10 protein-coding genes and 1 pseudogene are annotated in these 12,223 nt (G+C 68.9%); 9 read left to right on the forward strand and 2 right to left on the reverse strand.

Annotation, left to right across the window (positions count from 1 at the left end; genetic code table 11):
• Positions 1 to 283 precede the first annotated feature (283 nt).
• From NFX44_RS29045 to NFX44_RS29060, 4 genes are all read left to right on the forward strand, one after another.
• The gene (locus tag NFX44_RS29045) at positions 284 to 1,057 is read left to right on the forward strand and encodes a (Fe-S)-binding protein (RefSeq protein WP_262286791.1); all 774 of its coding nucleotides are present in this window, start codon (positions 284 to 286) and stop codon (positions 1,055 to 1,057) included.
• Entirely contained in the window at positions 1,054 to 2,475 is a 1,422-nt protein-coding gene (locus NFX44_RS29050; RefSeq protein WP_262286792.1) for a lactate utilization protein B, read from the forward strand. Before NFX44_RS29045 ends, NFX44_RS29050 begins: the two co-directional genes overlap by 4 nt.
• Before the next feature lie 119 nt (positions 2,476 to 2,594).
• Entirely contained in the window at positions 2,595 to 3,077 is a 483-nt protein-coding gene (locus NFX44_RS29055) for an LUD domain-containing protein (protein ID WP_315974649.1), read from the forward strand.
• Between the two features lie 1,028 nt (positions 3,078 to 4,105).
• Entirely contained in the window at positions 4,106 to 4,489 is a 384-nt protein-coding gene (locus NFX44_RS29060) for a transposase (RefSeq protein ID WP_262286794.1), read from the forward strand.
• A gap of 61 nt (positions 4,490 to 4,550) precedes the next feature.
• On the opposite strand, the gene NFX44_RS29065 is transcribed toward NFX44_RS29060, so the two are convergent.
• Positions 4,551 to 5,693 (reverse strand): N-acetylmuramoyl-L-alanine amidase, encoded by a 1,143-nt coding sequence (locus NFX44_RS29065; RefSeq protein WP_262286795.1) that lies wholly within the window; start codon positions 5,691 to 5,693, stop codon positions 4,551 to 4,553.
• Between the two features lie 1,095 nt (positions 5,694 to 6,788).
• Here NFX44_RS29065 and NFX44_RS29070 point away from each other — a divergent pair.
• From NFX44_RS29070 to NFX44_RS29090, 5 genes and pseudogenes are all read left to right on the forward strand, one after another.
• Positions 6,789 to 6,992, forward strand: a pseudogene (locus NFX44_RS29070) (hypothetical protein); the annotation flags it as partial.
• Positions 6,993 to 7,090: 98 nt separating this feature from the next.
• Positions 7,091 to 8,551 carry a S8 family serine peptidase gene (locus NFX44_RS29075; protein WP_262286796.1) on the forward strand — a complete coding sequence of 487 codons (1,461 nt, stop codon included), beginning with the start codon at positions 7,091 to 7,093 and terminating at the stop codon, positions 8,549 to 8,551.
• A gap of 823 nt (positions 8,552 to 9,374) precedes the next feature.
• Positions 9,375 to 10,169 carry an NAD(P)-dependent oxidoreductase gene (locus NFX44_RS29080; protein ID WP_262286832.1) on the forward strand — a complete coding sequence of 265 codons (795 nt, stop codon included), beginning with the start codon at positions 9,375 to 9,377 and terminating at the stop codon, positions 10,167 to 10,169.
• On the forward strand, positions 10,166 to 11,092 hold the full coding sequence (locus tag NFX44_RS29085) for an RNA polymerase sigma-70 factor (protein ID WP_262286797.1): 927 nt from the start codon (positions 10,166 to 10,168) through the stop codon (positions 11,090 to 11,092). The genes NFX44_RS29080 and NFX44_RS29085 overlap by 4 nt, the downstream gene beginning before the upstream one ends.
• A 135-nt stretch (positions 11,093 to 11,227) precedes the next feature.
• A complete protein-coding gene (locus NFX44_RS29090) occupies positions 11,228 to 11,923 on the forward strand; it encodes an NAD(P)-dependent oxidoreductase (RefSeq protein WP_262286798.1) in 696 nt (231 codons plus the stop codon).
• Between the two features lie 38 nt (positions 11,924 to 11,961).
• Here NFX44_RS29090 and NFX44_RS29095 read toward each other — a convergent pair whose 3' ends face one another.
• Positions 11,962 to 12,171 (reverse strand): hypothetical protein, encoded by a 210-nt coding sequence (locus NFX44_RS29095; protein ID WP_262286799.1) that lies wholly within the window; start codon positions 12,169 to 12,171, stop codon positions 11,962 to 11,964.
• Positions 12,172 to 12,223: the final 52 nt, after the last annotated feature.

The following is a 12,223-nucleotide window of genomic DNA, read 5'->3' on the forward strand; positions in this document are numbered from 1 at the left end:
GCTGGTGACGCGCAGTCTATAGCGCCTAAAACGTTTCATCGACCCGGTCCTGGGTGGCCGGCGCCCGGGTCGCCCTGAAGCGGGAGGGTCTCGAACATGCCACGGACTCGGTCCAGCAACAGGCAAGAAATCCTGGGGAAAGCCTTGACGCTCGCGAATGCCTCCCCCTACGGTCCAAGCCAGGACATGAAACGATTCAGGACGGGCTCGGATGAGCTCCGGCACACCGGGCGTCGGGCGGGGCGGCCTGGCGGGCTGCCATGGAGCAGATAGGTGGCTGAGCATGCGTATCGCCCTGTTCGTCACCTGCCTCGCGGACACGCTCTTCCCCGAGGCGGCGAAGGCGACGGTACGGCTGTTGGAGCGCCTCGGCCACGAGGTGATCTTCCCGCCTGATCAGACGTGCTGCGGGCAGATGCATGTGAACACCGGCTATCCAGAGGAGGCGTTGCGGCTGGTGCGCCGGCACGTGCGGGTGTTCGCTTCGTATGACGTGGTGGTGGCGCCCTCGGGTTCGTGTGTGGGGTCGGTGCGGCACCAGCATGCGATGGTGGCCCGCCGGGCGGGGGACGAGCGGCTGGCCAGCCGGGCGGAGGAGGTGGCCCGGCACACCTACGAACTGTCCGAACTGCTCGTCGACGTCCTAGGGGTGACGGACGTGGGGGCGTACTTCCCGCACCGGGTGACGTACCACCCGACCTGCCATTCACTGCGGATGATCCGGGTGGGGGACCGGCCGTTGCGGCTGCTACGCGAGGTGCGCGGTCTGGACCTTGTGGAGCTTCCGCAGGCCGAGCAGTGCTGCGGGTTCGGCGGCACCTTCGCGGTGAAGAACGCCGACACCTCCACGGCCATGCTGGCCGACAAAATGCGCAACGTCCTGGCCACCCGCGCCGATGTCTGCACCGCCGGGGACGCGTCTTGCCTGATGCACATCGGCGGCGGGCTGTCCCGGCTGCGGGCGGGGGTGCGGACGGTGCACCTGGCGGAGATCCTGGCCAGCACGGAGGGCAGCGAGACGGCGGGGGAGCGGGACCGGTTGGGGGTGCGGCCATGACCCGGACGTTCCTCGGCATGCCGGCGACCGCCCCGGCCGGCGTGGGGCACCTGCGCGGCGACGAGCCGTTCCCGGTCGCCGCCCGGCGGGCATTGGGCGACGCGCAGCTACGCCGCAACCTGCGGCACGCCACCAGCACGATCCGCGCCAAGTCCGGCGCGGTGATCGGTGAGGTGCCGGACTGGCAGCAACTGCGCGCCGCCGGTGCCGCGATCAAGGCCGACACGATGGCCCGCCTGCCCGAGCTGCTCGAGCAGTTGGAGGCGGCGGTCACCGCGGCCGGCGGCACCGTGCACTGGGCGGCCGACGCGGTGGAGGCGAACCGGATCGTCACCGACCTGGTCCGGGCCACCGGCGCCGACCAGGTGATGAAGGTCAAGTCGATGGCCACGCAGGAAATCGGTCTCAACGAGGCCCTCGAGGCGGCCGGGATCGCCCCGGTGGAGACCGATCTGGCGGAGCTGATCGTGCAGTTGGGCCGGGACCGGCCCAGCCACATCCTGGTGCCGGCGATCCACCGTAACCGGGCGGAGATCCGGGAGATCTTCCTGCGGGCGATGCCCGGCGTCGACCGCGACCTCACCGACGAGCCGGCCGCGCTGGCAGCCGCGGCGCGCCGGCACCTGCGCGAAACGTTTCTGTCCACGCGGGTGGCGGTGTCGGGGGCGAACTTCGCCGTCGCCGAGACTGGCACCCTCGCCGTGGTCGAGTCCGAGGGCAACGGGCGCATGTGCCTGACCCTCCCGGAAACCCTGATCACCGTGATGGGCATCGAGAAGGTGATCCCCACCTGGGCGGACCTCGGGGTGTTCCTGCAACTGCTGCCTCGGGCTTCGACCGGGGAGCGGATGAACCCGTACACGTCGATGTGGACCGGCGTCACCGCCGGCGACGGACCGCAGGCGTTTCACCTGGTGCTGCTGGACAACGGGCGCAGCGCCGTGCTCGCCGACCCGGTGGGCCGGCAGGCGCTGCACTGCATCCGCTGCTCCGCCTGCCTCAACGTCTGCCCCGTCTACGAGCGCACCGGCGGGCACGCGTACGGGTCGGTCTATCCGGGGCCCATCGGGGCGGTGCTCTCCCCGCAACTCACCGGCGTCGCAGACAACGCCTCCCTGCCGTATGCCTCGTCGCTCTGCGGCGCCTGCTACGACGCCTGCCCCGTCATGATCGACATCCCGTCGATCCTGGTCCACCTGCGTAGCGAGGCACCCCATCCGCGCAGTGAGGCGATCGCCATGGCCGCAGCCGCATACACCATGGACCACCCGGCGCTGTACGCGGCCGCGCAGCGCACCGCGCGCCTCGGCCGGCTGGCCGGCCGCGCCCTACCACCACCGTTGAACGGCTGGACCACCAGCCGGGACATCCCGGCCGCACCGCGGCAGACGTTCCGCCAGTGGTGGGCCGAACGGTGAACGCACGCGAGCTCATCCTCGGCCGAATCCGTGCAGCCCTCGGCGAGCCGCCACCGGCTCCGGCTGCGGTCCCCCGGGACCTTCGGTCGGCTGGCGCCGCCGTCGACCTTGAGGTGCTGGTGCGCCGGCTCACCGACTACCGGGCGACCGTACACAGATGCGCCGACAACGAAGTAGCGCAGGTCGTCGACCAGGTTCTCGGCGGCCGGCGCGTCGTGATCCCGTCCGGACTTCCCCGGCACTGGCTGCCCGCCACCGTCGCGGCGACGGCCGACGAGAACCACGCCGCGGAGCAGATCGACGACATGGACGGGGTGGTCACCGCGGCAGCAGTGGCCATCGCCGAAACCGGCACCATCATTCTCGACGCCGCTCCAGACCAGGGACGCCGGGTCATCAGCCTCGTGCCGGACGTGCACGTCTGCGTACTGCGGGTTGACCAGGTCGTCGCCACCGTGCCGGACGCCCTCGCCCGGGTCGATCCGCACCGGCCGTTGACCTGGATTAGCGGACCCTCCGCCACGAGCGACATCGAACTCAACCGGGTCGAGGGCGTCCACGGCCCTCGCAACCTGCACGTCGTAATCACGACGTACCCGTAGGAGGCCGAGGATGACTCGGAAGGCGCTTCCGCTGGCATCGACCCCTCCGTCGGATCCGTCGGCGACGCCTTCCTGATCCGTCTGGGTGCCTGGCATCTCAGGCCTCGGGCAGTTTGGGCGGCTGCGGTCGGCTCGGCGAGCGGGCTGGCGTATACCCGGAGGAGCGGTTTGGGAGCCTCGGAATGCGCTGACCTCCGGGCAGCGCCCGTGTCGAAGTGGAGGGCCCCAGTACGGCGTAACCGGCGTTCACACGGGCGTCGGCCTGCCCAACACGAGGCCGGTTCAACCGATCAGTGCCGTCGGTCTCGAGGGCCCGAGACCGGGGAGCAGGGTGGGAGCAGCCGGGTGCACTGAACGGCGTTGAACCGCGCCCAACGGCACCGAGCGGCGCTCGGCCCGGGACATGAGCATCCGAGCAGCCGGCATCTCGGCCTCGGGACTCCGGAGCGGCTGACCCGAGGCCGGGCTGCGCCAGGGATGACGGTCATCGGCCCGCCCCGCGCCAGCCGGCAGGCGTGGTGGGAGTCGAGTCGGCCGGATGCGCCACGACCAGCGCGCCGATGTCGCGGTTGGGATCGACGCGCGCGTGAACCGCATACCAGGCCACTGTCCCGATGGGGCCGCTGCGGCGGTGGACGCTACAACGCCGACCACCGGCCAGGGACGCCGCCACCACGGGACCGGCGCCGGGCGTGCGGTTCAGCGCGGGCTTGGTGCGAAATCGAGGCCGGACCTGCGGGAGCCGGCGGATCGACCGTGATGGTCTCGGCTGCCGGTGCCGGCTGGGCCGAGCAGACCACCGCCCCCTTGGAGGGTGGGCCGATGGCACACGGAATGGCAGGAAGGCTTGCTAGGTTCATCGCAACCGAGCCTTGCGGCGGTACAGCTTCTGACAACCTCACATCCCCGCTGGCGCGCCCTTCTCGTCGCGGTAGGGCACCGGCAGAAGTCGGCAAGTTGGGGTCTGCTGCACCGATAGGTGACATCTGAGATGGCTTGCCCTGTGGGCAGGCTCGGAGGATGTCGCTGTGCCCAAGCCCTACCCCCGAGAGTTCCGCGATGACGTCGTGCGTGTCGCCCGTAACCGTGAGACGGGAGTGACCGTCGAGCAGATCGCCAAGGACTTCGGGGTACACCCGATGACGTTGTTCAAGTGGCTGCGTCAGGCCGACATCGACGCCGGTGCCACGCCCGGGACGGTCAGCGGTGAGTCGGTCGAGCTGCGCGAAGCGCGCAAGCGGATCAGGCTGCTGGAGCAGGAGAACGAGGTCCTGCGCCGCGGGGTGCGGCCACCGTCGGTGAGGTCCAGGATGGCCCCACGGCAAGCATGCGATCTTCAAACGATGCAGGCCGTCCGGGATGTCACCGGCACGGCCATGCCTGTTGGGGCGGGATCCACGACGGCCCGGTGACGTGGTGCCATCGTCCTCGAAGCCGACTCAACGAGGCACGCATCTGCGACCGTGTCGGTGCCTACGCGGCGTGCGGTTGCTGGAAGGCCGAACGGACCGCGCCACCGACAATCGCGCACCACGTGTCCACATCGACCTTGCCGTTGGGTACGAGGCCGTGGAGGCGCTGCATGTCCTGGACCGCCTTCATGGTGCTGTGGTCGAATTCGCCGATTATCGTGACGTCGTCGTACCCCTTGCGGCCGAGCAGGTACTGCAGCGCGTTGACGGGCAGACCGTTGGCGTCTTTGTCGAGTGTCGGCACAAGCGCTTCCCAGGTGGCCGTGTCGAAGGTCGCGTCCGGGTCGACCCGAATCCCGTGGTTGGCCTGGAAGTCGGCCACGGCGGCATTCATGTCGTAGCCGAAGTCGCCGTTCGGGGTCAGCGGGTACCCGAGATCCGCGAGCAGGTACTGCGCGACCTGCACAACCGGGCCGTCGACGAAGCGCCAGATGTCGGGCCACCGGCGTGCGGGGATGTCCGATTGTTGGGTACCGAGTGCTGCCGCGACACGCGAGCGCACCGTCGGGAACAACCGGTAGAAGGCGATGCCGGGGCACTGGGTGGTGTAGAAGTCCCAGTGGCCGAAGATGTCCCATGGCTGCAGCCGGAACTGCTGGCATACCGCGGTGCACAACCCCACCAGCGCGTCGAGCAGTGCGTCCGGTGGCGTCTCAGTGATGTAGGTGCCCTCGTTCTCGATCCCGATCGCGTTCCCGTTCTCGCCCGGGCAGTGTGCGGCGCTGACCTGGTGCCCGCCCGTGTCGAGCGTCTGCAGGCTCCGGTGGCGGCCCTCCAGCACGTAGCCGCCACGGCTGACCGTGAAGTGCTGTCCGGTGTCCACCCAGCCGTTGACGTCCATATGTAGGTTCTGACAGTCCCGCGCCAGTTGCATCGCGTGGTCGCGCGAGTAGTCCGTGACGTTCGGGAATGCCATGTGGTGCAGGATGATCTTGTTGGTGACGTTGCCGGTGATCTGAATCGCTCCCTTTGGCGGGCGCGCACCCCAGGTATCGCAATCGATGATCCAGGGGAACATGTCGCTGGGTGCGGCACCCGCTGGTGCCACCGCGAACAGTTCAGTGCCGACGATCGCCGCGATCCCAGTACCCAGACCTGCCTTGAACAGGGTGCGACGACCGACCTCGTGCCGATGAGCTGACATGCGCTGCCTCCATGAGGGGTGTGGAACAACCACGACAAACGTTGTGGATCGGCTGACAATATTGATGCATGTCAGTCACGTGCATGTACCGCCTGCCCGGCTCAGCCGTCGCGCCGTGCATCGTCGCCACGAGGGCAGCAGCGTTGGCGCGGTCGCGCCACGCGGGCAGGAACGCCGGGCGGCTGTGGTCCTCGGCGGCGAGAATCGTCTCGAGTTCAGCCGATTCGCCCGCACCTGCACGGCGCTGAAGTACACGTCGCCGAGTGCCGGCTGTCGTCGTGCCGAAAAGACGCGGTGGGCGGACTGACATGATGCCACCTTCATCCGCGAGGACGGTGGTGAAACCTTTCGACTATTCCACCGCACCGCTTGGCAATTTTCAACAGGTCAAGAGTCATGGACCGGTTGGATGGTGGAACGCCGCGGCCGGCTAGGCCGCCGACCGATGCGCCGCGAGGCCCGACCTTGCGCGCTCCTGCTGTTACCCGGTGGGAGCTCCCCACGACAACGGCTACCACGGCGGGGCGGCGGGTCCGGCCCTGCACCCGTCGGTGGCACCGCAAACGCCCGTGCCGAGCGCGGCGGCCACACCGCGTCGGAACGACGGACAGGTCCGGCCTGGTTTCGATGTCCGTGACCACGCCAAAGTCCCGCCGATAAGGAACCATCTTCGTTGCCGGCATCAGAGCCCCCAGGCCATGCCGCCCGAGGTCGGCCCTCTCCTCACCAGATCTTCGGCAGGCACGGCGGCGTACACCCACATGCCCCGCCCGACCGACGCCCCGAAACCTGGCATCGGCCTGATGGTCAGCGTCACAGCGTCTACGGCGCGGTGGGCGGCTAGAGGTCCGGCCCCCCGGCGTCCGGCCGGTCATCTGGCTGCCCGTCGCGGACCGATCCCCACCTCTTCAGAGAGACGTCCGTCAACGAACATCATTCTTCGGCAAGGTCGATGCCCAAGGACGTCACCAGGAGGCCCGCATGTGAGTACGACCGCAATCCAACGGATCCACAGTCGTGCGACGGTGGGTCGCCGTGACGGCAGCAGCCCTCACCGCCATCGGCGCCTTGGTCGTAGCGAGCGCGGCGCCGGTGATGGCCACGCCGCCCGGCATCCCCTCCAAGTCGACCGCCCAGTCGCAGCTCAACGCTCTCACCGTCAGGACCGAAGGCTCGATGAGCGGGTACTCCCGGGACCTGTTCCCTCACTGGATCACCATCACCGGCGCCTGCAACACCCGCGAGACCGTCCTCAAGCGTGACGGCACCTCCGTCGTCGCCGACAGCAGCTGCGCTGCGCATTCGCGCCCTTAGCACATAGCCGTGTTGCGAAAGGTTGGTGATCGCCGATGTAGGACATAGATAGGCGCCACACATGCTCCCAGAGGAGTCCCCTCATGCCTCGAGCCATTTCTCCCCTGATCGCCGGCGTCCTTGCCGCCGCGCTCGTCGCGCCGGTCGCACCGGCGCAGGCGAGCAACCCACTCGCCCCGATATCCAGTTCCCTGGCGCGGACGCTGACGACAGCCTCCGGCACGATCCCGGTGTTTGTGCACGGTACGAGCGTCGGCGCCGCCCGGCAGGCGGCCGCCGACACCGGCCTCAGACTCATCACAACCTGGAACAAGATCGGCGTTGCGGTTGCGCGCGGCACCGCCGAGCAGATCGTGGCCGTTCGCGGTCATGCCGGTGTCACGTACGTCGAAGGTGACCAGCCTCTGCGGCCATACCTGTCGACCTCGAACGTCGCTACCCGAGGCGAGCAGGCGCGCGCAGAGCTGCGCGACGGACAGGGAGGGCCGGTCGACGGCCGCGGTGTCTCGGCGGCGATCATCGACACGGGCGTGGACGGCAACCACCCGTTCCTCCGCAACGCGGACGGCACCAGCGCAGTGAAGCTCAATCTGAAGAACATGTGCGGCCCGCTCACCGACCTGGGTCTGCCGCTCCCGCTACCCAACGACTCGTGCTTCCTCGACCTGACCGCGGCCAACGACACCGACACGCTGTCGGCCGGCGGGCACGGCACGCACGTCGCGGGGATCGTCGCCGGGCGGGACACGACGCTCACCGACGGCACCCGGCTGCACGGCGCTGCCCCTGACGCCACGCTGATCAGTCTGTCGGTCGGCGCGGGACTGAGCATCTTCGGTGCGGACAGCGCGCTGAACTGGGTGCTCGACCATCACCTGAACCCGTGCGCGGGCTGCCCACCGATCAAGGTGAGCAACAACTCGTACGGCCCCAGTGGCGGTGGGGCGTTCGATCCGAACTCGGCGACCACCAAGTTGCAACGGGCGCTGGCCGCCGAGGGTGTCGTCACCGTGTGGGCGGCCGGCAATGACGGCCCGGACAACAGCGCCACCAACCCTCCGGGTCAGGACCCCACTCCGGGCATCCTTATGGTCGCCTCCTACGACGACCATGGCATCGGCACCCGCGACGGTAGCGTGTCCACGTTCTCCAGCCGCGGGGCTGCGGGACACCCGGAGACCTACCCGGACGTCTCGGCACCCGGATCGAACATCACCTCAGCCTGCCGGCCATACCTGCTGATCTGCTCGACCGGTCTGGACCCGCACAACGGCCCCGGGCCCCTGGACCTCGGCACGTTCAACACGATCAGCGGTACCTCGATGGCAACCCCACATGTCGTGGGCATCGTCACCCAGCTGTTCCAGGTAGCACCGAACGCGACCCCGGCCCAGGTCGAGGACGCGCTCAAGGCCACGGCGTACAAGTTCACGGACGGCGCGGCCTACCAGACCGTCGGGCCCTACACCAGCGCAGTCGACAAGGGGACCGGCCTCGTCGACGCGTACGCTGCCGCGGTCCTGATGGGGGCGGCACCTGCCTGACGGCCGATCAGCTCCACGGCGCAGTAGCGAAATCAGCCGGCGCCGTCATCGACAACAAACAGCGCCACGGAGCGGACGACCACCGGCTGGCAACATGCCGCGATGACCGCGGTTGCTCTGGCACAGCACACGATCCACGATCAGGACCGCTACGAAAAGGCGCCGCGAGTAGTACCGGGGACAACTCCTCGCCTCGGACGAGGCGCCGGAGCGCCTGACAACAGGAGAAGTTCATCCCGATGGCGCTCGAGGACAGGCAACACTTCGAACGCTGAGCCTCCTCCTCCTCTGAATACCGGGAGCCTTCCGGGGACCGGGCGTCCAAGACGGACAGCCCGGTCCTCCGGGTCAGCGCGGCCCGGCTCCCCTCGACACCGAGCGAGGCGTCAGCACCTGCCCACCATCGGCAGGTGCAGGCTTCATCGCCACCGTGGTCGTGGTGTCCGGGCGCCGACGGGCACTGCATTGGTTGAGCCGGGTGGGCCGCCTCGGTTTCCACTCTCCAAGCGGCAGCAAAAGAGCTTGGCAGGTCCGGGCCACCATGGCCGCACCCGTTCATCGACAGCTTAGGACGGCCGGCCGGCAAGCGGGCCGACCACCGAGCGTGACGCTTACCGCCTGGCCAGCGCACACGATCGGCGGCAGATGGGTGAGCGTCGGAACACGCCTCAATGCCGTCTGTCAGCTCACTACCCATGAGGCTGTGGGGCGTCGGCCCACAGCCGCGAACGATCTCTTCCCGGCTGTCGTACCTCCCATGTCACAGGCGGCTGGGGCTGTCTCGTCTCGGGTAGCGGAGACAAGCTCTGGAATCAGGAAAGTGATGGTTGTGCGGGTGTTCGTGGCGGGCGGGGCCGGGGTGTTGGGGCGGCGGCTGGTGCCGCGGCTGGTGGCGCGTGGCCACGAGGTGACGGCTACGACGACGAGCGCCAACAAGCTGCGCGTGTTGGAGCGGCTGGGCGCTGAGGCGGTGGTGATGGATGGGCTGGATGCGATGTTGGTCGGCGAGGTGGTGGCTCAGGCCCGGCCGGACGTGATTGTGCACCAGATGACCGCCATCTCCGGCAAGCCCGACATCAAGCACTTCGACCGGTGGTTCGCCACCACCAACCGGCTGCGCGCCGAGGGGACCGGCCATCTGCTGGCCGCCGCCGAGGCGATCCGCCACCTCGAGGACGTTGTGGTCAAGGCTGGCGGCGCGGTCCTGCGGTACGGCGCGTTCTACGGGCCGGGCGCCACCGATGATCAGGTCGAACTCGTGCGCAAGCGGCAGTACCCGGTCATCGGCAACGGCGGTGGCTACAGCTCGTGGGTGCATCTCGACGACGCAGCGAGCGCCACGGTCCTGGCCGTGGAGCAGAGGGCGAGGGGGGTGTTCAACATCGTCGACGACGAGCCGGCCCCGGCTGGTGAGTGGCTGCCCTACCTGGCGGCGCGCGCGGGCGCCAAACGGCCGATGCAGGTACCAACGTGGCTGGCCCGGCTGGTGGCCGGGGAAACGGCGGTGGCGATGATGACCGAGGGGCGCTTCTTCTCCAACGCCAAGGCCAAGCGGGAGCTCGGCTGGCAGCTGCGCTACCCCTCCTGGCGGCAGGGCTTCAAGGAGGAGCTGGCGTGACCCGGGTTGAGGAATTCGAACAGCTGCGGCCGCTGCTGTTCTCGATCGCCTATCGGATCCTGGGCAGCGTGAGCGAGGCCGAGGACGCGGTCCAGGAGACCTGGCTGCGCTACGACGCCTCCCCGACCCGACCCGCCTCGGTCAAGGCGTTCCTGTCGACCACGGTGTCCCGGATCTCGATCGACGTGCTGCGCTCGGCGCGGGTCCGGCGTGAGGAGTATGCCGGGCCGTGGTTCCCCGAGCCGCTGCTCACCGACCCGTACGAGGACCCGGAACGCTCGGCGGAGCTGGCCGACTCGGTATCGATGGCGGCCCTGTTGCTGCTGGAGCGGCTCAGCCCGCTCGAGCGGGCGGTCTTCGTGCTGCGGGAGGCGTTCGGGTTCAGCTTCCCGGAGATCGCGTCAGCGGTGGGGCGCTCGGAGGCGGCGTGCCGCCAGCTCGCGGTGCGGGCGCGCCGCCACATGGACGCGGGACGCCCTCGGTTTGCGGCGGATCGCCAGGAGCGAGAGGAACTCGCGGAACGCTTCTTCGACGCCTTCCGGGAAGGGGACGTCGACGGGCTGCGGGAGCTGCTCGCCGCTGACGTACAGATGGTCGGCGACAGCGGGGGCAAGGCCCCGCAGTGGGGTGGGGGCGTCTTCGGCGCGGAGAACGTGGCCCGGCTGCTGTCCGCGATCGTCGCGCCGTTCCTCCGGATCGGCGGCGTCATGGAACCGCACGAGGTGAACGGCCAGCCGGGCGCCATCTTTCGCGACCGGGACGGCAAGGTCGTCAACACCTTGACGCTCGACATCCTCGACGGACAGATCTACGCGATCCGCGCGATGCTCAACCCCGACAAGCTCGGACACCTGGGCCGGGTGGCGGACGCCTGGACGGTCGTCCGTGAAGTGAACCAGGCCCACCGGCGGCCCATGAATTGACCACAGGCGCCGCCAGCGCGGAGGTACACCGGCTGGTCGACGAGTTGCCGGCGTGGGCGCAGGCACTCGACCCGCTGTGTGCAGCCTTCCGATCCGTACACCAAAAGGTTTCGTAACCAAGAAAGGACAGTCCGTATGCGTATCACAGTCTTTGGAGCCAACGGTCCCACCGGCCGCCTGCTCACCGGCCAGGCACTCGCCGCCGGGCATCAGGTCGCCGCGGTCACCCGGCAGCCGGACTCGTTCCCGCTGCACCATGATCGCCTTGAGGTGGTCGGTGCCGACGTGCTCGATCCGGTGGCCGTCGACGCCGCGGTCGCAAAGCGGGATGCGGTGCTGTCGACGCTCGGGGTGCCCGCTGGGAAGGAACCGATCAGCACCTATTCGCGTGGTGTGGCCAATATTGTCGCCGCGATGGAACGGCATCGCGTGCGTCGCCTCGTCGTGGTCAGCTCAAGCGGGGTCGCCCCGCGCTCGTACTCCGATGGCGGGTTCCTGTTCAACCGAGTACTACTGCCGTACGTCACGCGGGTGCTGGGTAGAACGCTGTACGACGACATGCGGCGGATGGAAACGCTGGTCCGCGCCAGCGATCTGGACTGGACGATCGTGCGCCCGAGCGGGCTCTACCACCTGCCGTCGCCCACCGACTACACCCTCGTGGAGGGCCACGCCGACGGCAGGTTCACCGCCCGTGTAGACCTGGCCGCGAGCATGCTGGCTCTGCTGGACGACGACCGCCGCCTCCGCACCACCGTCAGCGTCATCACCACCATCGACAACCCCACCTTGCCCCAGTGGATCCGCCGCGAAGCACTCGCCAAGAGCTAAGCCGATTCGTCCGCATCCCGCCGAGGCGCTGGTAGCGGTCAGCGGATTCCCGCCCTCATCAACGCCGTCAACCAGCTCGGACGGCCTGCACGGATGTTGACCTGGCGTTGCAGCGTCCGCGCGGGTTTGCGGCAGATGCGGATGTCCGGGAAGGGGTCGTTGAGCGATACGACCATGGTGTCCGGGCCGCTTCGGATCAGATCTGAGCCGCTTTCATTGGCGCGAATGCCGTCTGACGTTGTGGTCAACGGTTCCGGGTGTGCGGAGGCGGCAGCCGGAACAGGCCCGTCAGCCTGCGCA

Origin of the sequence: Micromonospora sp. MA102, assembly GCF_025460765.1 — a bacterium.
In the GTDB taxonomy this organism is placed as follows: Bacteria; Actinomycetota; Actinomycetes; order Mycobacteriales; family Micromonosporaceae; genus Micromonospora; species Micromonospora halotolerans.

Bases quoted from the DNA above. Each gene is read 5' to 3' on its own strand.
- NFX44_RS29045 (WP_262286791.1), top strand. From the start codon at position 284: ATGCGTATCGCCCTGTTCGTCACCTGCCTCGCGGACACGCTCTTCCCC.
- NFX44_RS29050 (WP_262286792.1), top strand. From the start codon at position 1,054: ATGACCCGGACGTTCCTCGGCATGCCGGCGACCGCCCCGGCCGGCGTG.
- NFX44_RS29065 (WP_262286795.1), bottom strand. From the start codon at position 5,693: ATGTCAGCTCATCGGCACGAGGTCGGTCGTCGCACCCTGTTCAAGGCA.
- NFX44_RS29075 (WP_262286796.1), top strand. From the start codon at position 7,091: ATGCCTCGAGCCATTTCTCCCCTGATCGCCGGCGTCCTTGCCGCCGCG.
- NFX44_RS29080 (WP_262286832.1), top strand. From the start codon at position 9,375: ATGGTTGTGCGGGTGTTCGTGGCGGGCGGGGCCGGGGTGTTGGGGCGG.
- NFX44_RS29090 (WP_262286798.1), top strand. From the start codon at position 11,228: ATGCGTATCACAGTCTTTGGAGCCAACGGTCCCACCGGCCGCCTGCTC.